The following is a 25,611-nucleotide window of genomic DNA, read 5'->3' as shown; positions in this document are numbered from 1 at the left end:
GACGTGCCGGTCACGCTTTGTGTCGGGAGCTGGTCAGGGGATCGGCCATTCGTGGACCGGCCGGTTGCTGTGCATCAGCTCCACGTAGTGCCGCACCACCTCACGCAGCGCGTCCGGGCGGTCCAGCTGGTCGGTCGACTCCAGCCGGTGCAGGGTCGCCACCTGCCAGCTGGCGCCGTTGCGGCCGGTCAGGCAGCGTTGTTCGATGATGCCGAGCAGCCGGTCCCGCTCGTCCGGCTCTACCCCCCACCGCTCCAGGCCGTGATGGGCCAGCGGCAGCAGGCGGCGCAGCACCAGCTCGGTGACCGGCAGGTAGCCCAGACCGGGCCAGAACACATGGGCGTCGATGCCGTGCCGCGCGCAGGTGTTGAAGTTCTCCTCGGCGGCGCTGAACGACATCTGCGACCACAGTGGCCGGTCCGCCTCGGCGAGCGCGCGGACGAGGCCGAAGTAGAACGCGCCGTTGGCGATGGTGTCCAGCACGGTCGGTCCGGCCGGCAGGACGCGGTTCTCCACCCGCAGGTGCGGCCGGCCGCGCAGCACGTCGTAGACGGGCCGGTTCCACCGGTAGATGGTGCCGTTGTGCAGTCGCAGCTCGGCCAGGGCCGGTACGCCTCCGGCGGCGAGCGTCTCGGACGGGTCCTCCGGATCGCAGACCGGCAGCAGCGCCGGGAAGAAGCGCACGTTCTCCTCGAACAGGTCGAACACGCTGGTGATCCAGCGTTCACCGAACCAGACCCGGGGGCGTACGCCCTGGGTCTTGATCTCCTCGGAGCGGGTGTCGGTGGCCTGCTGGAACAGCGGGATGCGGGTCTCGCGCCACAGCTCGCGGCCGAAGAACAGCGGCGAGTTGGCCCCGAGCGCCACCTGGATCCCGGCGACGGCCTGGGCGGCGTTCCAGTAGTCGGCGAACTGGCCGGGGCCGACCTGGAGGTGGAACTGGGTGCTGGTGCAGGCCGCCTCGGGGGTGATCGTGTCGGCGGTGACCGCCAGCCGTTCCACCCCGTTGATGGCGATCCGCAGATCCTCACCGCGAGCCGCGAAGATCTGCTCGTTGAGCAGCGCGTAGCGGGGATTCGCCGACAGGGTCGCGGCGGTCAGGTGCTCCGGCAGCACGGTCGGCAGGATGCCGATCATCACCAGCTGCGCGCCGACCGTGCGGGCCTGCTGGTCGGCCGCGTTCAGGCTGGCGCGGACGTGCTCCTCGAACTCGGCGGTGCCGTTGCCGGCCAGCCGCCGCGGCGCCACGTTGATCTCGACGTTGAACTGGCCGAGCTCCGTCTGGAAGCTCGGGTCGGCCACCGCCCGCAACACGTCGGTGTTGCGCATCGCCGGCATCGACTCCGTGTCGACCAGGTTGAGCTCGATCTCCAGCCCGGTCATCGGCCGCTCGACGTCGAACCGGGACTCGCGCAGCATCTCGGCGAAGACGTCGAGACAGCGGCGTACCTTGTCCCGGTAGCGAGCCCGATCCTGGCGGCTGAAGGTTTGTACGCCGACTTCCTCGCCCATTGGTCACCACCCTGTCACCGCTGGTACCCCAAACGTCGCACGTCCATGCCACCCGCGGAAGTCCCTTCCGTCGGCTTGTCGGATCGCCGCTGCGGGCGGTCCTCGGACGCCGCACTACCATGGCGGCGTGCGTGAGAAGGTGACCCGACTGTTCGTGGTGGCGGCGATCGCGGAGGCGATCTCCTGGGCCGGCCTGCTGGCCGGGATGGTGGTCAAGTACGGCCCGCCGGGCAACGAGCTGGGGGTGCAGATCTTCGGCCCGATCCACGGTGCGCTCTTCGTCGCGTACGGCGTGCTGGTGCTCGCCGTGGCGCGGGTGCACCGGTGGAGTCCGCTGGCCACCGGCGTGGCACTGGCCTGCGCGGTCCCCCCGTTCGCCACCGTCGTCTTCGAGCGCTGGGCGCGTCGCCGCGGCATGCTCCAGGTCACCGTGCCGGCCCGTGAGCCGGCCGTGGTCGGCTGAACCGGCACCGGGCCCGGTCGAGGTCGACGGGTCGGGCGGGGAGGCGTCAGCTCAGGGCCGTGCAGGCGGCCACCGTGGCGAGTACCAGCACCCCCAGCAGCGCCTGAAGCAGCAGCGGAGGCCCCAGGTGCGACCACATGGTGGCCGTACGCGGCCGGAGCAGTTGCCCGGTGGTGAGGTTGACGATCCGTTCGATCTTCGGTGCCAGGTCGGGATCACCCTGGTCGCGCAGGGTCAGCTGGACGTGGTCGGCCGGGTGCAGCGCGCTCTGCGGCAGGTGCCCGTGCAGCTCCACCTCGTAGAACCGGCCGTCGGCGTCACGCAGGCGAACCGGGGTCACCAGGTATTCGGGGCCCTTCTTCAGTTCCTTGAAGCTGCGCCGACCCGTGCCGGAGCCGGTGGAGAGCAGGGCCCGCACCAGCCGGGCGAGCAGGCCGGCCACCCCGGCGGCGGCAAGCACCACCACCAGCACCGGCTGCCCCACCCGCACCTCGCGGGGATAGCCGTCCATCAGGCGCACGATCTGCGCGGTGAGGATCCGCCCCGTGGGGTGCAGGCTGCGCCGGGAATACGATGTCGTGTCCATGACCACCACCCAGAGTCCGGCTACGCATACGGATCGTATCGATCCTCGGGGTTGAACGACGTGAATGAAAAGCGGTCACGCGGCAGCCGGCAGGTGACAAGCACGGTGGCGCGGGTATGCGGTGGGCCGAGCTGGAAAGGGGTCGAGCATGCAGCTGTCCTTCCTGCGCCCGCTGTACCAGCGTCCGGGCCCGTGGTGCTCGGTCTACCTGGACGCCTCCCTCGACACCGAGGACGCGCACGCGGCACTCGATCTGCGCTGGCGTGGCCTGCAACGGCGACTGGCCGAGCAGGGGGCGGACGAGCCGACCGTCGCCGCGCTCGACCGGGTGATCCGGGGGCACGACCCGATGCCCGGCGACTACGGGCTGGCCGTGTTCGGCACGCAGGGACGGGTGGTGCTCTCCGAGTACCTGTCCGCCCCGCCGCGCCGCGACCTGGCCGCGTACGCCCCGCTGCCGCACGTGATGCCGTTGCTGGCCCAGCGCGGTGAGCAGGTTGCCTGGGTGCGGGTGCTGGCCGACCGGACCGGTGCCGACGCGATGTCGGTCAGTGCCGGTGGGGTGCCGCGCCGGGCCCACGTGACCGGCCGGGAGAGCTACCAGCTGCGCCGGGTCCAGCCCGGTGGCTGGTCCCAGTCGCGGTACCAGCGGGCCGCGATGGAGGCGTGGCATCACAACGCCGGTGACGTCACCGCCGCCACCGTGGAACTGGCCGAGCGGGTCGGCGCCGACGTGGTGGTGGTGGCCGGCGACGTGCGGGCCACCGGCATGATCGCCGCCCAGATGCCGGAACGCTGGCAGGACATGGTGGTACGCACCGACGCCGGCTCCCGGGCCGCCGGCGCCGAGCAGACCCTGCTGGACGACCTGACCGTGCAGACCATCGCCGAGGTCGCCGACCAGCGGGTCACCGCGGCCCTGGACCGCTTCGGCATGCAGGAGGACGTCGGCGCCGGGCTCGACGCGGTGGTGGCCGCGTTGCAGCGCAACCAGGTCGACACCATGCTCATCGTCGACGATCCGTCGGCCGACGGCGAACTCTGGATCGGCCCGGCCGCCACCGACATCGCCACCGAGCCGGGCCAACTGGCCACGGTCGCCGAGCCGGAGCGGGTCCGGGCGGACGCGGCGCTGGTGCGTGCCCTGGTGGGCACCGACGCCGAACTGACCGTGCTCGGCCCCGACGAGGCGCCGGAACTGGTGGACGGGGTGGGCGCGGTGCTGCGTTACGTCGACCCGGTCACCCCGGGACGGGGCGGTGCCTGACCCGAGCGTGGCTGACGCGCTCGTCGCGCGACTGCTGGCCTGGCGGGTTCCGCGGGTCTTCGGTCACCCGGGGGAGGCGGTCGCGGCACTGGTCGAGGCGTTCGACGCCGCGGGTGGCGACCCGGAACTTGTCCCCGCCCGCGACGCGGACAGCGCCGCTGTCATGGCGGCTGGCCACGCCCGGTTCACCGGTGGGCCGGGCGTCTGCCTGGCGGCCGGCGGAGTGGCCGCCGCGGGCGTGCTCGCCGGGCTCGACGCCGCCCGCCGCGCCGGGCTGCCGATGCTCGCCGTCGTCGCCGAGCCCGGCCCGGTGCCGGACGACGAGGTCGGTGTCACTACGCGACTGCTCGCCGAGGTGTGCCACGGCGTCCGCTACGCCGCGGACCCGGTGCGGGTGCCGGAGCTGGTGGACGAGGCGCTGCGGGCCGCGTCGCACGGTGGCCGCCCGGTCGGCCTGGTGCTGCCTCACCCGTCACCGGTCGGCGGGGTACGGACCGCGGCCCCGCGCGCCGCGCCCGATGGTCGCTGGGTACTCGACGAACTGTCCGCCCGGCTGCCTCCGGACGGCGCGGTGATCGTCGACGGCACCCTGCCGGCCACACACCTGAGCACGTCGGCGCACGTCGTGGTGGGTCCGGCCGGACCGCCCGGCGGTGCCCTGCCGTACGCCGTCGCCGCGAAGCTGGCCGCCCCGGAGCGGCCGGTGATCGCCCTGCTCACCGACGAGGGGATGCGCTCGCAGGGGCTGCCGGAACTGGTCACCGTCGCCCGACGGCGGTCGTCGTGGCCCGACCCGCGGCTGGTGGTGCTGGTGTTCAACAACCGGTCCGGCCACCCCCGGCTCGGGGACCGGCCGATGACCGACGACGTCCCGTACGCCGGCTGGGCCCGGCTGCTCGGCCTGCACGGGATCCGCGTCGACCGGCCGGAGCTGGTCGGCGCGGCCTGTGACGAGGCGCTGACCGCCGACCGGCCGTGCGTGCTGGAGGTGCTGACGAACGCGCTGACCCCCGGCTCGTGGCGCCGGCTCACCGACCCGCTGGTCGAGGTGTCCACGCAACGCCTTCTCCCGGCCCGCTACGCCACCTGACCCGACGATGGCGGGCTTTCCGCTCTCGCCGGGAACGGACAAGATCCCCTGGTTGATGCCGCTCGGTGGGGGGATGCCCTGTTTAACCCGCATCGTGGCGGGAAGCCGGGCCGCGTGGTGAGCGATCGAGGCAAGGTGGGGCCGGTGCGCAAGGTGCGCCCGGGACTCACGGCGGCCGGTGCCGGCATGGCCGGCGACCGGGTCGTGGCGGCCGGCAGCACGGTTCGCATCCTGGTCGCGGCCACCGCCCGCGCGCTGCGCGGCAGTGACTGTGCCGACCTCGGACACGCCGGACCGGTGTCCCGTTTCGCCGGCACGCCCGACCCGGTGCGGCGGGCCGCGGCGATCCGCTCCGCGAGCCGGGTCGCCCTCACCGCCGGGCAGGCCGCCGAGGTCGACGCGGGCCGGGTCGCCCGGTGGTTCGTCGACCAGTATCCGTGTCGCCGGTACCCGGGAGTGCTGCTGGGCTCCCCGCACGGCGGCGTCGCGCACCTGGCGGTGGCGCTGGGCATGCCCTGGCTGCCCGCCGGCTTCGAGATGATCGCGCACTGGCCGCAGGGCGCGGTGGACCGTCCGCGTGCCGCCCTTGACCACGGCGCGGCGCTCGCCGGTCGGCTGCTGGCCGGCAACCCCGATCTGCACCTGCGGCAGGTGCACTGCCCGGCCAGCCGGGGCGCGTTGGCCGGGGCGACCGTGGCGCTGACCGGTCGCTGGCAGACGTTGCCGGCGGCGTACCGCAGCTTCCTGGCCGACCGGCTGGCGCCCGGCGCGCCGGTGCTGGTGTTGCAGGACACCCGGACCTGGCCGGTGGTCGACGCGGCCGACGGGCACAGTTTCCAGCTCGGCTGCCCGGCCAGCGGCCTGCACCCGGTGGACTTCCATCCCGACAGCCACGCGCTGCGGCAGGTACTACGCTCGGCCGGCGGCGACAGCGCGCACTGGACACCGCCGGAGATCTCCGCCCCGCCCGCCGCCGCCGAACACGGCGTGGAGTCCGGTTTCGACCGGGGTGTGCGGGACTGGACCTCCCGGCACGGTCATCCGCTGCACCGCATCCTGGTGCCCACGCCCGCCGCGCTCAGCGCGGCCACGGCGGACCTGTACCGCCGCTGGCTGCGGGCCGCCGGCAAGACCGGTGACCGCCTGGTCGTCGAGTGCGGCCGGCTGCTCGACCCGTGGCAGGTGCTCCGGGCCGGTCTGGTGCCGTACTGGTGCGAGAACGCCACCCGCCGCAGCGTCGAGCAGGTCGAGTGGTGGCTGGCCGGCAGCGAGTCGTTCACCTCGGTCGACGTGCTGCCGGAGCCGCCGGGCGTACGCTCACCGGCCCTGGCCGGGCTGCCGCAGTGGCTGGCGGTCGCCGCCTTCGGCCGGCGGCGGCGGGCCCTGGACCGCGCCTCGGCGCGGGGCTATCCGGTCACCTCGGTACCCACCCGCCGGGCCACCGAGGTGCTCCGCGCCCAGCCGTACGACCTGCCCAACCCGGCGCCGCTGGCGACCTCCGAGGCCCTCGCCGCGCTGCGGGACGCCGGCGGTCACCACGGCCTGCTGATCTGTTGAGACCGGGCTGACGAAACATCCTCGCGAACCCGCGATCCCGTGATTGAGTACCTACGGAGCGGGAACACCGCCGGCTGCGACAGGCTGATCACCTCGCGTGGCACGGCGCCGTCGCCCGCTGGCATCCCAATCACGTAACCCAGTCACAGGCCCGTGCGTGCCTACGCGCGTGCCCGGTGTCGGCGAATCCGGGCGGGGTCCTTCCCAAGGGAGGCGCGGATGTTCGGACAGACCACCACAACCACACCACCACCCACCGATCGGGGCCTGGAGGACCTCGACGCGGCGGCGCTGGCGTACGCGGCGCGGATCGAAGGGCTGCCGCCGGAGCGTCGTCAGGAGGCGCGCGACGACCTGGTCCGGTTCGCGTTGCCGTTCGCGGGCCGGTTGGCCCGCCGCTACCGGGGACGCGGGGAGCCGCTGGAGGACCTGGAGCAGGTGGCCCGTCTGGGGTTGGTCAACGCGGTCGACCGGTACGACCCGGAACGGGGCTCGTTCACCGCGTACGCGGCGATCACCATCGTGGGTGAGATCAAGCGGCATTTCCGGGACCGCACCTGGGGTGTGCACGTGCCCCGCCGGTTGCGCGACCTGATCCTTGAGGTGGGACAGGCGACGGCGGCGCTGACCAGCGAACTGTCCCGGGCGCCGACGGTGGCCGAGCTGTCGAAGCGGCTGGAGACACCGGAGGAGGAGATTCTCGCCGCGTTGGAGTCGGCGGCCGGATACAGCCCGGCGTCGCTCAACGCCCCGGTGGGGGGTGAGAGTTCGGCGGAGTTCGGTGACCTGGTCGGCGAGTCGGACATCGCGCTGGAGTCGGTCGACGACCGCGTCACCGTCAGTGGCCTGCTGCACCGGCTGCCCTGGCGGGAGCGGCGGATCCTGGCCATGCGGTTCTACGGCAACCAGACCCAGGCCGAGATCGCGGCCCGGTTCGGCATCTCGCAGATGCACGTGTCCCGGCTGCTGTCGCGGGCGCTGACCTGGCTGCGCCAGGCGATGCTCGCCGATGCCCCGCCGCCGTGGCAGAACGGTCCCGCCGAGTCGGAGGCGGCCAACCAGTCGCGGTCCGCGGCTGCACCGGTCCGCGGCCGCTGACCAGCCGGAACATCGTGGGGGCGGCACCGACTGGTGCCGCCCCACGCGTACGCGTCGCTCAGTTCTCCGGCGTGTCCCCGTGCCCGCGCGGATGCTGCCACCGGTCGTTGGGTTGCGGGTCGCGCTCCGCGCCCAGCGGGTTCCCTTCCGGCTCGTCGGTCTCCTCGAAGCTGGGCCGGCGGATCTCCTCCGGCTCGGGCACCTCGACCGGCCGGGCGCCGGACTGCGGCGCGGGTTGGTACGCCACGGCCTCCCGCGCGCCGTGCGCGCCCTCGGCGCTCGGTGATTCCGGCACGTGTACCTCCCGGTGCATCTCGTCGCGGAACTCCTGGGGCGGCCGGGTCGTCCGCTGTGGAAGGTCGCGGCCCAGGTCGGAGACGAGTTCGCCGTACTTGGCGTCGAACGCGGGTCGCTCGGAGCGGATCCGGGGCATCCGGTCGAAGTTGCGCAGCGGCGGCGGGCAGGTGGTGGCCCACTCCAGGGAGTTGCCGAAGCCCCAGGGATCGTCCACGGTCACCTCGGCGCCGTAGCGCCAGGACTTCCAGGCGTTCCACATGAAGAACAGGGTGGAGGCGCCGAGCACGAACGCGAAGATGCTCGAGATCATGTTCAGCGTGGTGAAGCCGTCGGTGGGCAGATAGTCGGCGTACCGCCGGGGCATGCCCTCGTTGCCCAGCCAGTGGTGCACCAGGAAGGTGCCGTGGAAGCCGATGAACATGGTCCAGAAGTGCAGCTTGCCGAGCCGCTCGTCGAGCAGCCGCCCGGTCATCTTCGGCCACCAGAAGTAGAAGCCGGAGAAGAGCGCGAAGACCACCGTGCCGAAGACCACGTAGTGGAAGTGGGCCACCACGAAGTAGGTGTCGTGAGTGTGGAAGTCGGCCGGCGGGCTGGCCAGCAGCACCCCGGTCAACCCGCCGAGCAGGAAGGTCACCAGGAAGCCGATGGCGAACAGCATCGGCGTCTCGAAGGTGAGCTGTCCCTTCCACATGGTGCCGATCCAGTTGAAGAACTTCACTCCGGTGGGCACCGCGATCAGGTAGCTGAGAATGCTGAAGAACGGCAGCAGCACCTGACCGGTGGCGAACATGTGGTGCGCCCACACCGTCATCGACAGCACGGTGATCGCGATGGTGGCCAGCACCAGACCCGTGTAGCCGAAGATCGGCTTGCGGGAGAAGACCGGGATGACCTCGGTGATGATGCCGAAGAACGGCAGCGCGATGATGTAGACCTCGGGATGGCCGAAGAACCAGAACAGGTGCTGCCACAGCATCGGTCCGCCGGTGTCGGGGTTGAAGACCTGCGCGTCGAGCAGCCGGTCGGCGGTCAGCGCCAGCAGGGCGGCGGCCAGCAGCGGGAAGACCAGGATCACCAGCACGCTGGTGAAGAGCATGTTCCAGGTGAAGATCGGCATCCGGAACATGGTCATGCCCGGGGCGCGGAGGGTCAGGATCGTGGTGATCAGGTTGACCGCGCCGAGGATGGTGCCCAGACCCGACACCACCAGGCCGATCACCCACATGTTCGCGCCCGGGCCGGGGGAGTGCTCGACGGTGCTCAGCGGGGTGTACGCGGTCCAGCCGAAGTCGGCCGAGCCCTGCGGGGTGAGGAAACCACCGATGACCATCAGGCCGCCGAACAGGTAGAGCCAGTAGGCCAGCGCGTTGAGCCGGGGGAACGACACGTCCGGGGCGCCGATCTGGATCGGCACGATGTAGTTGGCGAACCCGAACGCCGCCGGGGTGGCGAAGAGCAGCAGCATCACCGCGCCGTGCGAGGTGAACAACTGGTTGTACTGCTCCGGGGAGAGGAACTGCAGACCCGGCCGGGCCAACTCGGCCCGGATCAGCATCGCCTCGATCCCGGCCAGCACGAAGAAGCCGAACGAGGTCAGCAGGTAGAGCAGACCGATCTGCTTGTGGTCGGTGGTGGCCAGGAACCTGACCAGCTTCCCGCCCGGCAGCGGCCGGCGCAGCGGTCCGGGATAGCCGCCGAACCGGGCCGGAGCGAGAATCGCCGGCCCTCGGTCCTGTCCGGGTTCGGTGGTTACCCGCTTGGGCATGAACGCTCACCCCGCTGACGACGGATAGGGACGGGCGTGGCTACCCGCCCCGCCGACCATGTAACCAGGCGAGAGCGGTAATTTCGGTCAATTCGCCGGTAGCGTGGCCCAGACGGCCTTTCCGTCGCCCGCGGGCGTACTGCCCCACCGGTCGGCCAGCTCGCGCACCAGCAACAGCCCACGGCCACCTTCGTCGCGCTGTCCGGCCTGCTCGGGGTGCGGGTCGGCGCTGCTGCCGTCGATCACCGCCAGGTGCAACCAGGGCCGTCGCAGGGTCACCGTGACCTGCATCGGGGTTCCCGCATGCCGCACCACGTTGCCGACCAGTTCGCTGAGCACCACCGAAGCGGGACCGACCGCCTCGGGCAGATTCCACCGGGCACACGCGTCGGCGACCAGTTCCCGGGCCCGCCGGCAGGCCGCCGCCACCGGGTCCAGGCGTACCCGCAGCCGGGTCACGGCCGACTCGCCGGCGACCAGGCTCGCCTCGTCGCAGGTGTCCCGCACCGGCACCACCCGGCAGGCCGTGGAGTTGGCCAGCGAGGCGGCGGCGTCCGGATGCGGTGCGCAGAGCACCAGCGGCACCACCGGCCAGCCCGCGGCGCGGCGGGCCACGGCGGCGAAGACCGACACCGCCAGGTGATCGCGTACGGCCAGCTCGGCCAGGTCGACCACCAGCGCGTCGGGCTGCCGGGCCAGACACTCCTCCAGGACCGCGTACACCTGGCGCATCGAGATCATGTCGAGGGTGCCGGCGAGGCGTACGACGGTGACCGGTGCTCCGTCGTGTACCTGGCAGGTGATCCGGCTCGCCATCTCCACCCTCGTCTCGGCGGCGTCGCAGCCTGCCAGGTACCCGGGCTCCCACCCGGTGAAACGCCACCGTGAGCGGCCCGACACCGCACGCCGGGCGCTGGCCGGCCCGATGCCGACGCGGCGGACGCTGGCCGCGCCACGCCGGTCACGCCGCCGCGACCTGGCGTCGCGGCACCCGGTGTCGCAGCTCGGCCAGTGGGGGCCGTTCCTCGACGGCGACGTCGCTGACGACGATCTCCCGATCCAGGTTGGGCAGCGCGTCCGAGCCGCCCCGGCGGAACTGCGTCAGCAGGGCGGTCGGCAGCACCTCCGGGTTCGCCCAGCCCCGCCGTTGCAGCCGCGACCAGGCGGTGAGCATGATCTGAGCGGACATCCGGCCCAGCGCGGCGGTGTCCTGATGCCGGTGCTTGCGCTCACCGAGATCCACCTGGGCCAGCGCGTCCAGCCCGACGAGTTCGAGCAGGTCGATCAACATGGCGGTCTCGACGCCGTAACCGGAGACGAAGGGCACCCGGGCCAGCACCTCCCGGCGGCCGGCGTACTCTCCGGCGAGAGGCTGGACGAATCCGGCCAGTTCCGGCCAGAACAGGTTCAGCATCGGGCGGGCCATCAGCTCCGTCACCCGCCCGCCGCCGTCGGCCTCCACGCTGGTGGAGCCGACCAGGGGTCGGTGGTAGAAGCCCTTGACGAAGTCCACCGACGGGTCGGTGAGCAGCGGGCCGAGCAGGCCGGTGACGAAGTGCGGCCGGAACTCCCGCAGGTCGGCGTCGACGAAGGCCACCACGTCGCCCTCGGCCGCCGCCAGGCCGGCCCAGAGCGCGTCGCCCTTTCCGGTGAGCCGGGGTAGTCCACGTGTCATCGCGTCCTGGCTGACCACCTCGGCACCGGCGGCCCGGGCCACGGCCGCGGTGCGGTCGGTGGACCGCGAGTCGACCACGATCAGCTCGTCGACCAGCGACACCCGGTCCATCAGGTGCTCGCGGATGGTCGACACGATCGCTCCGACGGTGGCTTCCTCGTTGCGTGCCGGCAGCACCACGCTGACCCGGCAGTCGCCCTTGGCCCGCAGCAGCCGGCGGGTCGGCCAGTCGGCGGCCGAGGTGGTCCGATAGGTGGCCCAGGCCTCCACCACCGGCGAGACCAGAGATTCGTCGTTGCGCACAGACACCCCCTCGTCGGCGGGAAGACCGGGAGATGGATTTCCCAGCACCCCGCACGCTAACCGGATCCTTCCCCCAGCTTGATCACCACTCTGCTCCGGCCACGTTCCCGTCCGATGAACCTTTGATTGCGCCTGACCAGCCATCCCGCGCCGACTCACCGCCGTGATCGTGCGGCACCGGTCGCCTTCGCGCGTCGAGAGCCCCATTTCGTCTCGGCGGAAAACGCAAGATCGTGGAAAATCGATGGGACGGGTGGGACGTTCAAGATCGGTCCAGTCGCGTACCGTTGCGGCTCATGGGTGTGTCGCAACGGTTGAAGACCAGGTTCCGCCGGTTCCTCCAGCGCCCGGGGACCACGGTCGATCTGGCCCCGCTGGAGAAGCTGCTGCCGGTCATCGAGGCCCGCGAGGAGGAGGTCTCGGCGTTCGACGACGCGGAGCTCACCGAGGCGGCGGCTGCGGCGTCGAGCTACGAGGAGATCTGCGCGCTCGGCCGCGAGGCGGCCCGCCGCGGCATCGACCAGCGGCCGTACGATGTCCAGCTGCTGGGAGCGATGTCGCTGCTCTCCGGCAAGGTCGCCGAGATGGCCACCGGCGAGGGCAAGACGCTCACCGCGGCGATCGCCGCGTACGGGCACGTCCGCCTCGGCAACGGGCCGGTGCATGTGCTCACCGTCAACGACTACCTGGCCCGCCGCGACGCCCAGTGGATGGAGCCGATCTACACCCTGCTCGGGCTCACCGTCGGATGGGTCAACGAGGCGTCCACCCCGGTCGAGCGGCGAGCCGCCTACGCCTGCGACGTCACCTACGTCTCGGTCAGCGAGGCCGGCTTCGACTTCCTCCGCGACCAGCTCGTCACCGACATCGAGGATCGGGTGCAGCGCCCGCTGCGCACCGCGATCGTCGACGAGGCCGACTCCATCCTGATCGACGAGGCCCGGGTACCGATGGTCCTCGCCGGCTCGGTGCCCGGCGAGCAGGACCCGGTCCACGCCGCGGCGGCGCTGGTGCGCGGCCTGCGCAAGGGCCGGCACTACACGGTGGCCGAGGACGGCCGCAGCGTCGCCTTCACCTCCGCCGGCCTGGCCGCCGTCGAGGCCAAGCTCGGCATCGACCTGTACGACGAGGAGAACGTCGAGCAGCTCTCGGCGGTGAACGTGGCGCTGCACGCGCACGCCCTGCTGCACCGGGACGTGGACTACATCGTCCGGGACGGCACCGTCGAGTTGATCGACGAGATGCGGGGCCGGGTCGCCCAGCGCCGCCGGTGGCCGGACGGGCTTCAGGCGGCGGTCGAGGCCAAGGAGGGGCTGGACGCCACGGCCGAGGGCGAGGTGCTGGGCACCATCGCCGTGCAGGCGTACGTCGGCCTCTACCCGATGGTGTGCGGCATGACCGCCACCGCGGTGCTCGTCGGTGACCAGCTCCGGGAGTTCTTCGGCCTGGAGGTCGCGGTGATTCCGCCGAACACCCCGTGCGTGCGGGTCGACGAGCCGGACCGCATCTACGCCACCCGGGCGGAGAAGGAGGAGGCGCTGATCGACGAGATCCGGCGCTGCCACGCCGACGGACGTCCGGTGCTGGTCGGCACGCTGGACGTGAAGGAGTCCGAGCAGCTGGCGGCCGGGCTCAACGCCGCCGGGGTGCCGTGCGTGGTGCTCAACGCCAAGAACGACGACGAGGAAGCGGCGATCATCGCCGAGGCCGGGGCGTACGGCGCGGTGACCGTCTCCACCCAGATGGCCGGGCGAGGCGTGGACATCCGGCTCGGCGGCAGCGACCAGACCGACCGGGATCGGGTGGCCGAGCTGAACGGCCTCTACGTGATCGGCAGCGGCCGGCACGACAGCCGCCGGGTGGACGACCAGTTGCGCGGCCGGGCCGGTCGCCAGGGCGACCCCGGTGGATCGGTCTTCTTCGTCAGCCTGGAGGACGACCTCGTCGTCCGGCACGCCGGCGACACCGTGCCGCCGTCGCCCCGGATGAACGCCGACGGCCTGGTCACCGATCCACAGGTGGACTACGCGGTGGAGCACGCCCAGCGGGTCGCCGAGGGGGTCAACCACGAGATCCACCGCAACACCTGGCGCTACAGCGTGGTGATCGAGCAGCAGCGCAAGGCCCTGGCCGAGCGACGGGAGCGGCTGCTCACCAGCGATGTCGCGGCGCTGATGCTGCTGGACAAGATGCCGGAGAAGGCCGGTGAGATGGACGAGGACCTGCTGGCCCGGGTGGCCCGGTCGATCGCCCTCTACCACCTCGACCGGCTGTGGGCGTCGCACCTGGCCGAGCTGTCGGAGGTCCGCGAGGGCGTGCACCTGCGGGCCCTGGGACGGCTCGACCCGCTGGACGAGTTCCACCGCGCCGCGGTGCCGGCGTTCACCGAACTGGTCCCGGAGATCGAGGCGCGGACGCTCGCGACCTTCGCCGAGACCGAGTTCGACGAGGACTGGGAGCCCGACGAGGCGGAGCTGGTCCGCCCGAGCGCCACCTGGACGTACCTCGTGCACGACAACCCGTTCGGCTCCGAGCTGGACCGGCTGATCGCCTCGGTCGGTCGCCGGCTCAGTGGTGCCGGCGCCCGCTGAGTCGTCCGGTCCGGCAGACCCCTCCCGGTGGCGTCCGTACCCTGGGAGGGGGCCCTGGTTTGCGCCGTTTCGACCGTTGTCGGCGCGGGTAGTAGGGCTGGTCGTGATGACGAGGGCAGCCGCAGCGCCGCGGTTCCCAGCCGAGGAGGAGACGGTGACGACGCTGACCGGGAGTACGGGAGCCGGGGGCCGGTGAACCTGGAGACGCGTGCACCGCTGGCGGAGACGCTCGGGGTGCTCGAGACGGCTGCCCTGCTGCGGGAGTTGACCGCCGGCCTGATCGCCGTGGACGACTTCGACGAGGCGCTGGCCGCGCTGGTCCGGATCACCCGGGACGCGCTGGCCGGGGTCGGCTGGTGCGGGTTCACCGCCCTGCGGGCCGGTGAGCCGGCCGGGGTCGCGGCCTCCGATCCGCGGCTGAGCGGGCTGGACGACCTGCGGTACGGCCCGGACACCCCGGCGATGGACGCCATCCGCCGCCGGGAGATGGTCGGCGCGGAGGACCTCGGCATCGAACCGCGCTGGCGGGACTGGACGCCCCGGGCCCGCGAGCTGGGCGTACGCGGGGTGATCTCGGCGCCCGTCGACATCGACGACCAGGTGATCGGCGCGGTGAACCTCTACGCCGGCGAGTCCGACGCGTTGACCCCCGGCCACCAGTTGACCGCGATGCTGCTGGCCGAACACGCCGGCCTGCTGCTGGCGGCGGTACGCGACCGGGAGAAGCGCGCCGCGCTGACGGTGCAGCAGGACAGCGCCCTGCTCAACGACGGCGTGATCGGCCAGGCCGTCGGCGTCATCATGACCCAGCGTGGCTGCCCGGCCGAGGACGCCCTCGAGGTGCTGCGCAGCGCGGCGTCGTCGCTGTCGATCCCGCTGCGGGAGGTGGCCGAGAGGCTGGTCAGCACGGTCTCCCGGCCCCGGGACAACTGAGCGGGGCGGGTCGTTTCGCCCGGGTGGCGCCCGGGTAGCACCCTGGACTGATGGACTGAACCTATCCCAGGGGGGACCAGATGCAGAGCCGTCTGCGGGTGCAGGGACACCCCATCCAACCGATGCTGGTGACGTTCCCGTACGGGCTCTTCGTCTGCGCCGTCATCTTCGACCTCGCCGACGTGGTCGGCGGACCGGTCTTCCTCGGCGAGGTCGGCTACTGGACGGCGGTGGCCGCCCTCGTGGCGGCGGCGTTGACCGCCGTCGCCGGGATGGTCGACCTGTGGGACGTCCCGCCGGACCGGACCCGCCGCACCGCGATCACGTTCAACCTGGTCAACGCCGGCATGGCCGGGCTGTTCCTGCTCTCCTGCCTCATCCGGGCCGACGCGTCGAACCGGGGCGCGTCACCGGTGCTGCTGGTCGTCGAGCTGCTCGCCCTCGCCGTGGGTGGGTTGGGGGTCCGCCTCGGTGCCCGGCTGATGCGCCACTTCGAACTGGGCCGGGGCGAGGCCACCAGCTTCGACGCGCTGCGTACCGTCGACGGCCCGACCGTCGACGTCGTCCGGCCGCGGCTGTGAGCCGCACGCGGTCGGTGCCGACCGCATGTGGGCGCCGACCGCAATTCCGTTGCCGGCCCAGCCCGCCCCGGGGCAGGCTGGGCCGGTGGTGCGGGACGCGAGCTTCGAGGAACTGATCGCCGAGGGTGCCGCCGCGCCGGTGACGGGCTGGGGGTTCGACTGGCTCGCCGGCCGGGCCACCGAGGAGCGTCCACCCTGGGGGTACGCCCGTCTGGTGGCGGACCGGATGTCGGTGGCCGACGCCGCGCTGGACATCGACACCGGCGGGGGAGAGGTGCTCGCCGAGGTACCCCGGCCGCCCCGGCTGTTGGTGGCGACCGAGGGGTGGCCGCCGAACGTCCCGGTGGCCCGGGCCAACCTGAGTCCGCTCGGGGCGACCGTGGTGGCGGTGTCCGTCGACGCGCCGCTGCCCTTCCGGGACGCCGCCTTCGACCTGGTGGTCAGTCGGCATCCGGTCCGCACCGACTGGCCGGAGGTGGCCCGGGTGCTGCGTCCGGGCGGCACGTTCCTGTCCCAGCAGATCGGTCCGGGCACCGTACGCGAACTCAGTGAGGCGATCCTGGGTCCGTTGCCGCCGCCGACCGGGCGGCACCCGGAACGGGCGGTCGCCGCGGCCCGGTCGGCCGGCCTGACGGTGGTGGAGCTGCGGGAGGCGACCCTGCGCACGGTCTTCCATGACATCGGCGCGGTGGTCTGGTTCCTGCGGAAGGTGATCTGGACGGTCCCCGGCTTCACCGTCGCGGCCCACCGGCCGGCGCTGGCCCGGTTGCACGAGCGCATCCGGGCCGAGGGGCCGTTCGTCACCCACGCCCGCCGGTTCCTCGTCGAGGCCGTGCGGTAGGGGCCGTCAGGCGGGCCGCAGCAGCGCGAGCATCTCCGGCAGATCGAAGAACTGGGCGGTCTCCACGGCGGACGGGCTGCCGCCGTCGGGATCGGCCCCGGCGTCGAGCAGCGCGCGTACCGCCTCGGCGTTCTTGCGGAACACCGCTGCGGCCAGTGCCGTCTGCCCACGGTCGTTGGCCCGCGCGTGGTCGGCACCGCGCGCCAGCAGCGCGCTGACGGTCTCCGGGCGGGCGTGGTACGCAGCCAGGATCAGCAGGCTGTCGCCCTTCTCGTTGGTCAGGTTGACCGGCAGCCCCGCGTCGACGTACCCGGCCAGCTCCTCGGTCGCGCCGTCGCGCGCCAGGTCGAACATCCGGTGCGCGAACTCCAGGGTCTCGGCGTCGAGTTCCTCGCTCACCGGCTCAGGTTAGTCGGTGTCGACGAGCCACTCTCGGTCGCCCGGCCGTCCCAGCCTTCGGGAATGCCTACTAAACCTATAGGCTTTACCTTCTAGGCTGGCGACAGTCACCGGACCAGTCGTGAGGAAGACCGCCATGCCTGCCCCGTCCGCCGTCGCACCGGACCTGTTCGCCGTCGCGCGGGCGTGGGCCGCCGACGTCACCACCTGGCCGGTGCCGTTGCGCTTCGACCCGACCTCGTCGCGGGGCGGCTGCGGTTCGCCGAGGTGGCCGAGGCCGGCGTGGCATGGTGAGGCCCCGAACGATCACACCGCCCGCGTCGCCCGGCGCGCCTTCCGGGTCGACGCCGAGAACCTTCTCGGAAGGAAACCTTGATGTCGCTGACCGGTCCCGCCCCTGGCTGTCCGGCACCCGTGCCGCCCCCCCGGCTCCCGGGGGATAGCCGAGATCCTCGCCGCCGCCCGCGCCCGGCTCGACCGCCTCGATCCCGAGCGGGCACACCTGGCGTACCGCGCGGGTGCCCTGCTGGTCGACATCCGCCCCGTCGCCCAGCGGGCGGCGCACGGCACCGTGCCGGGCTCGCTCATCATCGAGCGCAACGTGCTGGAGTGGCGACTCGACCCACGGTGCCCGGCCCGGCTGCCCCAGGCGGTCGGCTACGACCTGCCCGTGGTGGTCCTCTGCCAGGAGGGCTACACCTCGTCGCTGGCCGCCGCCTCGCTCCAGGACCTCGGGCTGCACCGGGCGACCGACGTCGTCGGCGGCTTCGCCGCCTGGCGGATCGCCGGCCTGCCCGTGCTCGGCCCCACCCCGCCGACCAGACCGTCCATGCTCGCGCCCCCGGCGACTGCCGGCCGGGCGTCCCGCTGAACCGCCACGCCCACCCGACGTGGCGGTAGTCCCAGGAGGCCACCGTGTCCGTCGTCGCCCTCGGCCCGCGCCAGCACCCGCCCCGTCGCACCAGCCGGGTCCGGATGCTCCGGCCGCGCACCACGCCGACCCTGACCATCACCGTCGACCTGGCGTCGGGCTCGGTGAGCCCGCGCCTGAACCGGCTGCTCGAACTGCTCGGCGAACTCGCCGAGCCGGGCGAGGTGCGATCGTCGCGGGACGCGGAGGCAGCCCCCGCCGCCGTGACGGATCCGAAGGTCGTACGGATCCTCACCGGACCGCGTGCCGTCCGTCGGGGCGACCGGGCGATCCCGCTGACCCGGATCGAGTACGACCTGCTGCTCTTCCGGTCGGGCGGGGTGCCCGGCCCTCGGCCCCGCGGTCCGGCGACACCACCCGCCGGTCGACCCGGCGCGCTGCCCGCCGAACGACCCCCCGCGCTCTCCGTTCACGACCGGCGCGCTCTCCCGCGCCGGTCGATGGCGCTGTCCCGTCCGCGACCGTCCGGGCTGTCCCGTCCGCGTGACAGTCAGGCGGTGGGAGCGCGAACAGTCGACGTCGGGCCGGGTGCCGGTCACCCGGTCCGAGGGCTGCGAACGGCATCGACCACCCCCCGTATCAGGTCAACTTGGCGACTCTGCTGTAATCATCTGGCCTCGTACGCAGAGCGAGCGGACGGCTCCGATGTGTCGGTCAATTGTCACATTCATGCAACGCAGCCGCCCCTTGACCCTCGCACGGGCACCGGGAAGCATCGATAAAGCGGCGTCCCGGGGCCGTGGGGAAACCCGGACCAGCCAAGGAGGACCATGTCGGTCAGCCCCGCTTCGTCGCGCGCCGGATGGCATACGTCCCAACCCGCGGTGCCCGGTCGACCTCCCGGCGGTCAGCGGCGTCCCGCCAACACCGCCGCGCCGGTGCTCACGGTCACCCTCTCCATCCCGCTGGCGTGTGAGGAGTCGCTGACGCCGGCCGCGCGCCGGTTGCTCGACGCGGCGCGGGAAATGCTGGAACGGGGTGAGGGCACCATCACCACCGTCGGTCCGGTCGTGCCGGAGCGCCGCAGTGAGGCCGTGCCGGCCGGGCGTACGCCGTCGCGACAGCTCGCCCCCGCCATTCCGACCCTGCACATCCTGGCGGCCTCCCGGTCGGTGCTGCGTGACGGCGAGCCGTTGCCGTTGACCCGGCTGGAGTTCGACCTGCTGCTGCATCTGGTCGCGCACCCACGGCGGGTCTTCACTCGGCTCCAGCTGCTCAACGCCGTCTGGGGCTACGAGCATGCCGGCGTACGCACGGTCGACGTGCACGTGCGCCGGCTGCGCGGCAAGGTCGGCGTCGACGTCCCGCTGGTCACCACCGTCTACGGCGTCGGCTACCGGCTGGCCGACGACGCCCGGGTCACCCTCGACCGAGCCGGCTGACCGGATCCGGCCGGGGCGTGCGTACCCGCCCCGGCCGACGGGCACCATGGTCCGATGCGTGTGCGTCCCATTTCACCGCGGCTCCTGATCACCGAACTGGCCGAGCGGTTCGCCGCCGCGGTGTCGGACGGGCGGCTGCGGGTCGCCGTGGACGGCGCCCCTGCCGCCCGCCCCGACCAGTTGGCCGCCGCCCTGGTCGATCCGCTGCGCGCCCTCGGCCATCCGGCGCTGCACGTGCGGGCCGAGAACTTCCTCAGACCCGCCTCGGTGCGTCTGGAGCGGGGTCGGACCAACCCGGACGCCTACTACGAGGGCTGGGTGGACGAGCCCGGGCTGCGCCGCGAGGTGCTGGACCCGGCGGGGCCGGGCGGCAGCGGGCGACTGCTGCCCACATTGTGGGACGCGCGGGCGGACCGGGCCAGCCGTGCCGGGTACGTCGAACTGCCGATCGGCGGGGTCGTGCTGGTCAGCGGCGCGTTCCTGCTCGGTGGCGGGCTGGCCTTCGACGTCGTCGTGCACCTGGAGATGTCGGCCGCCGCGCTGCGCCGACGTACCGACCCCGAACTGGCGTGGACCCTGCCCGCGTTCGACCGGTACGCCGCCGAGGTCGCCCCGGCCAGCTTCGCCGACGTGCTGGTCCGGGTCGACGACCCGCGTCGCCCGGCGCTGGTGGAATCCGTCGAGGGGGCGGTTTGAGCCGGCGGCAGCGGGGGTATTCGCGGGGCTCACAGCGCCCGGGTGCGATGACTTGGGCGGTATGACCGGGTGCGGACCGACCCGCCCGCGAAGACGATATGGCCCAGGAAAGGCAGGCAGCGATGCTCGTCCACGACACGGTCGGCACGGGCCGATCCCAGGCGGAGATCGACCAGATCCGACTCTCCCTGCAGGCCCGCCACGACGAGCTGACCGCGGAGTACGAGCAGGCGGTGCAGCAGAGCCAGGTGCTGCGGCTCGTCGAGGTCGGCGACACCGCCGGCGACGACCAGGCCGACAGCGGCACCAAGACGGCCGAGCGGGACACCGCCCAGTCGCTGCTGCGCACCATCCTGGACCGTCGCGCCCAGTTCGAGCACGCGCTCGCCCGGCTCGACGAGGGCACCTACGGCTTCTGCGAGGGCTGCACCGCGCCGATCCCGGTCGAACGGCTGGAGATCTTCCCGTCGGCCACCACCTGCGTCACCTGCAAGCAGACGCGCGAACGTCGGGCGGCCTGACCCGCAGCGGTTGCCGGTCGGTCCGGGACGCGGTGGACTTCACCCATGGGCGAGATCAGGGTGGGCACCGCCTCCTGGACCGACCGGACCCTGCTGGACTCGGGCTGGTATCCCCGGACGGCTGACACGCCGGAAAAGCGGCTCGCCTACTACGCGCGCCAGTTTCCACTGGTCGAGGTCGACGCCACGTACTATTCGCCGCCCGCGGAGCGCACGGCGAAGCTGTGGGCCGAGCGGACCCCGGCCGGCTTCACCTTCAACGTGAAGGCGTTCAGCCTGCTCACCGGCCACCCGACCCGGCTGAACGCGATCTACAACGACCTGCGGCCGGACACCGACAAGCGCAACCTCTACCCCGACGACCTGCCGCCGCAGGCGTACGAGGAGGTCTGGACCCGGTTCCTCAGCGCCCTCGACCCCCTGGTCGAGGCGGGGAAGCTCGGCGTGCTGCTGTTCCAGTTCCCGCCCTGGTTCACCATCCGGCGCGACAACAAGCAGTACCTGCTGGAGGTGACGCGCCGCTGCGCGCCGCTGCGGCCGGTGTTCGAGTTCCGGCACGCCTCCTGGTTCGACGGGGACAACGCCACCGAGACCCTCGACTTCCTGCGCGAGCACCGGCTGGCGTACGTCAGCGTGGACATGCCGCAGGGCCACCGCTCCTCCATCCCGCCGGTGCTGGCCGCCACCTCGGACCTCGCGGTGGTCCGCTTCCACGGCCACAGTGACAAGTGGACCAGCAAGGACATTCATGAGAAGTTCGGCTACCACTACTCCGAGCGGGAGCTCCGGGAGTGGGCTCCCAGGCTGCGCGAGCTGTCCGAGCAGACCGAGCAGACCCACGTCCTGCTCAACAACTGCTACCGCGACTACGCCCAAACCAACGCCCAGCAGTTACAGGCCCTGCTGACCCCCTCCGCCTGACCCCCTCCCCAGCGTTGATCAAGAAGTTTTCCTCCCGGCGGGCGCGCATCCGCGACCGAAACGTCTTGGTCAACTCCGGTCGGTTCATCCTGGTCGGGTGAGGGGAGCTCACCCCGGGCGGGCCGAGGATGGTGGGAGCGGGCGGCGGTGTGTCGGCGTCCGCGCGACGACGACACCACGGAGGTGGTTGGCGATGACGGTACGGGTGGCGTCGCACCGACGACGCGCCGCGGTGCTGCATGTCGTCGGAGCGTCCGATCAGGCCCGACGGGCTCCACGTAGCGGACGGGACAGTCCGCTCCGGCTCCGGCGCGGCCCGGTGGGTCCGCCGCGACGTCACGACGACCGGCGGTGGGAGACCGACCTACGGGGGTGGGGAGATGGCTGAGCAGTTCCAGTCCGCGATCGAGTCCTCGATGGACAAGACCAACCTGATCCTGAAGGACATCGAGCAGGCGTACGGATGGCCGAAGGAGCAGCGCAACCAGTCGTACGCCGCGTTGCGTACCGTGCTGCACCTGCTGCGGGACCGGATGCCGGTGCAGGAGAGCGTGGAGTTCTCCGCCCAGCTGCCGGTCGTGGTGCGCGGCGTCTACTTCGACGGCTGGCAGCCGCAGGACGTGCCGATCAAGCTCAACCGGGACGACTTCCTGTACGAGGTCCGCCAGGGCTTCCCGTACGACGTGGAGGGCGGCCCGGAGCGGGTGGTCCAGGTGGTGCTGGACACCCTGCGCCGGCACATCACCCAGGGCGAGTGGGAGGACGTCAAGGCCACCATGCCCGCCGACCTCGCCCAGATCATGCCCTGATCCCGGCACATCGCGGCCCGCCCCACCCGCGTGGGGCGGGCCGGGGCGTCGGGCTCACCGGGCCGGTGGCCCGGGCACCCGGCTGACCTCGCGGCCGGCCCGGACGGCCAGTGCGGCGAAGGTCGCCGCGTTGACCACGGCCGCACCGCCGGGATCGTTGTTGAAGTAGACGTACGCCGTCTCGTCGTCACCGAACGTCTCGGCCAGCCGGCGTACCCAGGAGGCCAGGGCGATGCGACCGTAGTGCGGCCAGGGTCGGGCCCGCCCCTCGTGCAGGCGCAGGTACCCGAACTCCGCCGTGCGCCAGAGCGGGGTCACCGGCCGGCCGTGCCGGTCGGCCCAGACCAGCGCGGCGCGGTGCCGTTCCAGCACTGTACGGGTGGCACCGGTCCACCAGGAGTCGTGTCGTGGCTCCACCGCCACCCGCACGTTCGGCGGGAACAGCCGCAGGGTCGCGTCGAGTGCCGGCGGGTCGGCGCGCAGGTTCGGCGGCAGTTGCAGCAGCACCGGGCCGAGCCGGTCGCCCAGCGCGGTGGCCCGCGCCAGGAACCGGGCCACCGGTTCGGCCGGGTCCCGCAGCCGCTTGATGTGGGTGAGGTAGCGGCTCATCTTGACCGCCACGCAGAAGTCATCGGGGGTACGCGCGTGCCAGGCGGCGAAGGTGTCCCGCTCCGGCAACCGGTAGAAGGCGTTGTTCACCTCGACCGTGGCGAACCGCTGGGCGTAGTGCTCCAGCCAGGCCCGCTGGGGCAGGCCGGTGGGGTAGAAGCGGTCCCGCCAGTCACGGTACTGCCAGCCGGAGGTGCCGACCAGGATCACGACCGGGCCCTACCAGAGGTCGAAGTGGAACACCTCGAACGAGGTGCCGTAGCGCACGCCCAGCCGCGTCCCGACCGGGCGCGCGCCGCCCTCCAGGAACTCCTCGGCGTCGAAGCTGCCGTCGCCCAGACCGGTCAGGTACGCCTCGTGGGCCAGCAGCGACGCGACCCCCTTGTCGAACGTGTCGGTGGTGTCCACACCGTGTCGGGAGCGCGGTGACGAGGCCGCCCAGACCTGCCGTACGCCGCCCCACGGCTCGACGTCACCCGCCAGCTGCTCCGGGAAGATCCACCGGTTCCCGGCGTCGCGGACCGCATCCAGGGTGGCCCGACCCACCGCGATGTGGTCGGCCTGGTTGAGCACGTCCGCGCCGTCCCAGGTGGCCCGGAAGTTGTTGGTGATGACGATCTCCGGACGGTGCCGACGGACCACCGCGGCCAGCTCCCGGCGCAGCGGCACGCCGTACTCCAGCACGCCGTCGGGCAGGCCCAGGAACTCGACCGTGTCCACGCCCACCAGGGCCGCCGACTCGCGCTGCTCCTGCTCGCGTACCTCGCGGGCCCGCGCCGGGGACATTCCGTCGATGCCCGCCTCGCCGCTGGTCACCAGGCAGTAGACGACCTCCTTGCCCTGCCCGGTCCAGCGGGCGATCGCGGCGGCGGCACCGAATTCCAGGTCGTCCGGGTGGGCCACGATCGCCAGGGCCCGTTGCCAGTCCTCGGTCACCGGCTCCAGCGGCTCGGTCATCGGCACCTCCGTCTGCTCGATGTGGTCCATCCTGCCACCGGCGGCGCTGGCCCGCCCTGCGGCGAACCGGCCATGCCGGACGGTTCGGACGTTTACCGTGAGGTCAGGTGTGGTTAGAGAAGATCGGGAGCGGGGTACCACCCGCGTCAGGACGCACCCGACCGACGGTGGCGGGGGCGGGTCAATCCGAGGGAGCACGATGCCACTCAACGACGATGACATGCAGACCACCAGCGGCGGCGGGCTGGAAGGTCCGGCCGACGGTGGCGCGACCCCGGGTCAGCAGGACGGTGGCGCCGACGGTGGCGCGGAGGGTCCGGCCGACGGTGGTGCCACTCCGGGTCAGCAGGACGGTGGCGCCGACGGTGGCGCGGAGGGTCCGGCCGACGGTGGTGCCACTCCGGGTCAGCAGGACGGTGGCGCCGACGGCGCCGCCCGGTAGCGCAACGCCATGACGTATCTCGAACCGCCGGGCGGCCTCGGCCGCCCGGCGGCTCCGTCGTTGTCCGCTGTGGCGTCGGGACCGGACGGGGCCGCCGAGCCGCCGTCGGCCATGGCCGCGCTGGCCCGCTGCGTCAGCGTGGAACCGGCGAAGTTCGCCGCCGCACACTGGGGACGTACTCCGCTGCTGTCCCGCGCCGCCGAACTGCCTAACCCGGCCGGCTTCACCGATCTGCTCAGCCCCACCGACGCCGACGAGCTGCTCAGCCGGCGCGGTCTGCGTACCCCGTTCCTGCGGGTGGCGAAGGACGGGCAGCTGCTGCCGGCGGCGCGGTACACCGGCGGCGGGGGTGCCGGCGCCGAGATCGGTGACCAGGTTCTCGACGAGAAGATCCTCCAGCTGTACGCCGACGGCGCCACCCTGGTCCTGCAGGGCCTGCACCGCACCTGGCCGGCGTTGATCGACTTCACCCGGGACCTGAGCCTGGCGGTGGGGCAGCCGTTGCAGGTCAACGCCTATCTGACCCCACCGGGCAGCCAGGGCTTCGCCACCCACTACGACACCCACGACGTCTTCGTGCTCCAGGTCGACGGCCGCAAGCACTGGCGGATCCATCCACCGGTGCTGCCCGACCCGCTGGAACGCCAGCCGTGGGGTGGCCGAGCCGACGAGGTCGCCGCGACCGCGCAGGGTCCGGCCGCGCTGGACGTGGTCCTGGAACCGGGTGACGCGCTCTATCTGCCCCGGGGATGGCTGCACAGCGCCCAGGCGCAGGAGTCCAGCTCGCTGCACCTGACCGTCGGCATCCGGGCGTTGACCCGGTACGCGCTGGTCGAGGAGTTGCTCGCGCTCGCCGCCGAGGATCAGCGGCTGCGGGCCACCCTGCCGTTCGGCACCGACGTGGCCGACCCCGACGCCATCGAACCGGAGCTGACCGAGACCGTTGAGGCGCTGCGGGACTGGCTGCTGCGGGCCGAACCGGCCGCGGTGGCCGCCCGGCTTCGGCAGCGATCCTGGTCGGCCTCGCGTCCGGCCCCGATCCGGCCGCTGGCGCAGGCCGCCGCGATCACCGCGCTGGACGTCGACAGTCGGGTCGTCGCCCGTCCGGGCCTGCGCTGGCAGCTCGTCGCCCAGGGCGAGCGGGTGGCGCTGCGCCTGTTCGACCGTACGATCACCCTGCCCGCGCAGTGCGAGCCGGCCGTCCATGCCCTGCTCACCGGCGCGGTCTGCCGCGTCGGCGACCTGCCCGGCCTGGACACCGACGCCGACCGCCTCACCCTCACCCGCCGCCTCCTCCGCGAAGCCGCCCTGGCCCCCGCCTGACCACCCGACAACGTCGGTTGATCATGAAGTTGTTGTCCCGGGGAAGCGCTCCCCCGGGTAAC

The 25,611-nt window shown here is 72.5% G+C and carries 26 protein-coding genes and 1 pseudogene; 19 read left to right on the top strand and 8 right to left on the bottom strand.

The window, feature by feature from the left end:
- Positions 1 to 33 precede the first annotated feature (33 nt).
- Positions 34 to 1,512, bottom strand: coding sequence for a glutamate-cysteine ligase family protein (locus SM447_RS16285; protein ID WP_474573650.1), 1,479 nt, complete (start codon positions 1,510 to 1,512; stop codon positions 34 to 36).
- 127 nt (positions 1,513 to 1,639) lie between these two features.
- Here SM447_RS16285 and SM447_RS16280 point away from each other — a divergent pair, with 127 nt between their 5' ends.
- Entirely contained in the window at positions 1,640 to 1,975 is a 336-nt protein-coding gene (locus SM447_RS16280) for a DUF3817 domain-containing protein (protein ID WP_474573649.1), read from the top strand.
- Between the two features lie 46 nt (positions 1,976 to 2,021).
- Here the strand turns inward: SM447_RS16280 and SM447_RS16275 are convergent, their stop codons facing one another.
- Positions 2,022 to 2,561 (bottom strand): hypothetical protein, encoded by a 540-nt coding sequence (locus SM447_RS16275; RefSeq protein WP_474573648.1) that lies wholly within the window; start codon positions 2,559 to 2,561, stop codon positions 2,022 to 2,024.
- Positions 2,562 to 2,709: 148 nt separating this feature from the next.
- Here SM447_RS16275 and SM447_RS16270 point away from each other — a divergent pair, with 148 nt between their 5' ends.
- The 4 genes from SM447_RS16270 to SM447_RS16255 all read left to right on the top strand — a co-directional run bounded on the left by SM447_RS16270 (position 2,710) and on the right by SM447_RS16255 (position 7,573).
- On the top strand, positions 2,710 to 3,828 hold the full coding sequence (locus SM447_RS16270) for a baeRF2 domain-containing protein (protein WP_474573647.1): 1,119 nt from the start codon (positions 2,710 to 2,712) through the stop codon (positions 3,826 to 3,828).
- Positions 3,821 to 4,918, top strand: coding sequence for a thiamine pyrophosphate-binding protein (locus SM447_RS16265; RefSeq protein WP_474573646.1), 1,098 nt, complete (start codon positions 3,821 to 3,823; stop codon positions 4,916 to 4,918). Before SM447_RS16270 ends, SM447_RS16265 begins: the two co-directional genes overlap by 8 nt.
- Positions 4,919 to 5,104: 186 nt before the next feature.
- On the top strand, positions 5,105 to 6,475 hold the full coding sequence (locus SM447_RS16260) for a hypothetical protein (protein ID WP_474573926.1): 1,371 nt from the start codon (positions 5,105 to 5,107) through the stop codon (positions 6,473 to 6,475).
- 219 nt (positions 6,476 to 6,694) lie between these two features.
- Positions 6,695 to 7,573 (top strand): SigB/SigF/SigG family RNA polymerase sigma factor, encoded by an 879-nt coding sequence (locus SM447_RS16255; protein WP_474573645.1) that lies wholly within the window; start codon positions 6,695 to 6,697, stop codon positions 7,571 to 7,573.
- A gap of 58 nt (positions 7,574 to 7,631) precedes the next feature.
- On the opposite strand, the gene ctaD is transcribed toward SM447_RS16255, so the two are convergent.
- From ctaD to SM447_RS16240, 3 genes are all read right to left on the bottom strand, one after another.
- Positions 7,632 to 9,635 (bottom strand): aa3-type cytochrome oxidase subunit I, encoded by a 2,004-nt coding sequence (gene ctaD / locus SM447_RS16250; RefSeq protein WP_474573644.1) that lies wholly within the window; start codon positions 9,633 to 9,635, stop codon positions 7,632 to 7,634.
- 87 nt (positions 9,636 to 9,722) lie between these two features.
- On the bottom strand, positions 9,723 to 10,451 hold the full coding sequence (locus tag SM447_RS16245; protein ID WP_474573643.1) for an ATP-binding protein: 729 nt from the start codon (positions 10,449 to 10,451) through the stop codon (positions 9,723 to 9,725).
- Between the two features lie 145 nt (positions 10,452 to 10,596).
- Positions 10,597 to 11,580: a glucosyl-3-phosphoglycerate synthase gene (locus SM447_RS16240; RefSeq protein WP_474573925.1), complete on the bottom strand. Its 984-nt coding sequence runs from the start codon at positions 11,578 to 11,580 to the stop codon at positions 10,597 to 10,599.
- Between the two features lie 329 nt (positions 11,581 to 11,909).
- Between SM447_RS16240 and secA2 the strand changes: the two genes are divergently transcribed.
- The 4 genes from secA2 to SM447_RS16220 all read left to right on the top strand — a co-directional run bounded on the left by secA2 (position 11,910) and on the right by SM447_RS16220 (position 16,559).
- Positions 11,910 to 14,204 (top strand): accessory Sec system translocase SecA2, encoded by a 2,295-nt coding sequence (gene secA2 / locus SM447_RS16235; RefSeq protein WP_474573642.1) that lies wholly within the window; start codon positions 11,910 to 11,912, stop codon positions 14,202 to 14,204.
- 192 nt (positions 14,205 to 14,396) lie between these two features.
- The gene (locus tag SM447_RS16230; protein ID WP_474573641.1) at positions 14,397 to 15,137 is read left to right on the top strand and encodes a GAF and ANTAR domain-containing protein; all 741 of its coding nucleotides are present in this window, start codon (positions 14,397 to 14,399) and stop codon (positions 15,135 to 15,137) included.
- An 80-nt stretch (positions 15,138 to 15,217) separates the two neighbouring features.
- Entirely contained in the window at positions 15,218 to 15,718 is a 501-nt protein-coding gene (locus SM447_RS16225) for a DUF2231 domain-containing protein (RefSeq protein ID WP_474573640.1), read from the top strand.
- Between the two features lie 85 nt (positions 15,719 to 15,803).
- Positions 15,804 to 16,559: a class I SAM-dependent methyltransferase gene (locus tag SM447_RS16220; RefSeq protein WP_474573639.1), complete on the top strand. Its 756-nt coding sequence runs from the start codon at positions 15,804 to 15,806 to the stop codon at positions 16,557 to 16,559.
- 6 nt (positions 16,560 to 16,565) lie between these two features.
- On the opposite strand, the gene SM447_RS16215 is transcribed toward SM447_RS16220, so the two are convergent.
- On the bottom strand, positions 16,566 to 16,958 hold the full coding sequence (locus SM447_RS16215; RefSeq protein WP_474573638.1) for an ankyrin repeat domain-containing protein: 393 nt from the start codon (positions 16,956 to 16,958) through the stop codon (positions 16,566 to 16,568).
- Between the two features lie 136 nt (positions 16,959 to 17,094).
- Here SM447_RS16215 and SM447_RS16210 point away from each other — a divergent pair, with 136 nt between their 5' ends.
- From SM447_RS16210 to SM447_RS16175, 8 genes are all read left to right on the top strand, one after another.
- On the top strand, positions 17,095 to 17,334 hold the full coding sequence (locus SM447_RS16210; RefSeq protein WP_474573637.1) for a hypothetical protein: 240 nt from the start codon (positions 17,095 to 17,097) through the stop codon (positions 17,332 to 17,334).
- A 21-nt stretch (positions 17,335 to 17,355) separates the two neighbouring features.
- Positions 17,356 to 17,829 (top strand): rhodanese-like domain-containing protein, encoded by a 474-nt coding sequence (locus SM447_RS16205; protein WP_474573924.1) that lies wholly within the window; start codon positions 17,356 to 17,358, stop codon positions 17,827 to 17,829.
- A 44-nt stretch (positions 17,830 to 17,873) separates the two neighbouring features.
- On the top strand, positions 17,874 to 18,611 hold the full coding sequence (locus SM447_RS16200) for a hypothetical protein (RefSeq protein WP_474573636.1): 738 nt from the start codon (positions 17,874 to 17,876) through the stop codon (positions 18,609 to 18,611).
- 48 nt (positions 18,612 to 18,659) lie between these two features.
- On the top strand, positions 18,660 to 19,271 hold the full coding sequence (locus tag SM447_RS16195; protein ID WP_474573635.1) for a winged helix-turn-helix domain-containing protein: 612 nt from the start codon (positions 18,660 to 18,662) through the stop codon (positions 19,269 to 19,271).
- A gap of 54 nt (positions 19,272 to 19,325) precedes the next feature.
- The gene (locus SM447_RS16190; RefSeq protein ID WP_474573634.1) at positions 19,326 to 19,967 is read left to right on the top strand and encodes a nucleoside/nucleotide kinase family protein; all 642 of its coding nucleotides are present in this window, start codon (positions 19,326 to 19,328) and stop codon (positions 19,965 to 19,967) included.
- Between the two features lie 122 nt (positions 19,968 to 20,089).
- On the top strand, positions 20,090 to 20,488 hold the full coding sequence (locus tag SM447_RS16185; RefSeq protein WP_474573633.1) for a TraR/DksA family transcriptional regulator: 399 nt from the start codon (positions 20,090 to 20,092) through the stop codon (positions 20,486 to 20,488).
- A gap of 45 nt (positions 20,489 to 20,533) precedes the next feature.
- Positions 20,534 to 21,409, top strand: coding sequence for a DUF72 domain-containing protein (locus SM447_RS16180; RefSeq protein ID WP_474573632.1), 876 nt, complete (start codon positions 20,534 to 20,536; stop codon positions 21,407 to 21,409).
- A 380-nt stretch (positions 21,410 to 21,789) separates the two neighbouring features.
- Entirely contained in the window at positions 21,790 to 22,218 is a 429-nt protein-coding gene (locus SM447_RS16175; protein ID WP_474573631.1) for a DUF2267 domain-containing protein, read from the top strand.
- Between the two features lie 54 nt (positions 22,219 to 22,272).
- On the opposite strand, the gene SM447_RS16170 is transcribed toward SM447_RS16175, so the two are convergent.
- Together SM447_RS16170 and SM447_RS16165 are read right to left on the bottom strand one after the other, a co-directional pair.
- Positions 22,273 to 23,037 carry a DUF72 domain-containing protein gene (locus SM447_RS16170; RefSeq protein ID WP_474573630.1) on the bottom strand — a complete coding sequence of 255 codons (765 nt, stop codon included), beginning with the start codon at positions 23,035 to 23,037 and terminating at the stop codon, positions 22,273 to 22,275.
- 9 nt (positions 23,038 to 23,046) lie between these two features.
- Positions 23,047 to 23,814 (bottom strand): PIG-L deacetylase family protein, encoded by a 768-nt coding sequence (locus SM447_RS16165; RefSeq protein WP_474573629.1) that lies wholly within the window; start codon positions 23,812 to 23,814, stop codon positions 23,047 to 23,049.
- 169 nt (positions 23,815 to 23,983) lie between these two features.
- Here SM447_RS16165 and SM447_RS16160 point away from each other — a divergent pair.
- A pseudogene (locus SM447_RS16160) lies at positions 23,984 to 24,220 on the top strand (hypothetical protein); the annotation flags it as partial.
- Positions 24,221 to 24,235: 15 nt separating this feature from the next.
- Positions 24,236 to 25,549: a cupin domain-containing protein gene (locus SM447_RS16155; protein WP_474573628.1), complete on the top strand. Its 1,314-nt coding sequence runs from the start codon at positions 24,236 to 24,238 to the stop codon at positions 25,547 to 25,549.
- The last annotated feature ends 62 nt before the right edge of the window (positions 25,550 to 25,611 follow it).

Source organism: Micromonospora aridisoli, from assembly GCF_056150025.1.
Note: the sequence above shows the minus strand (reverse complement) of the source record. Positions and strands in the feature narration are given on the sequence as shown.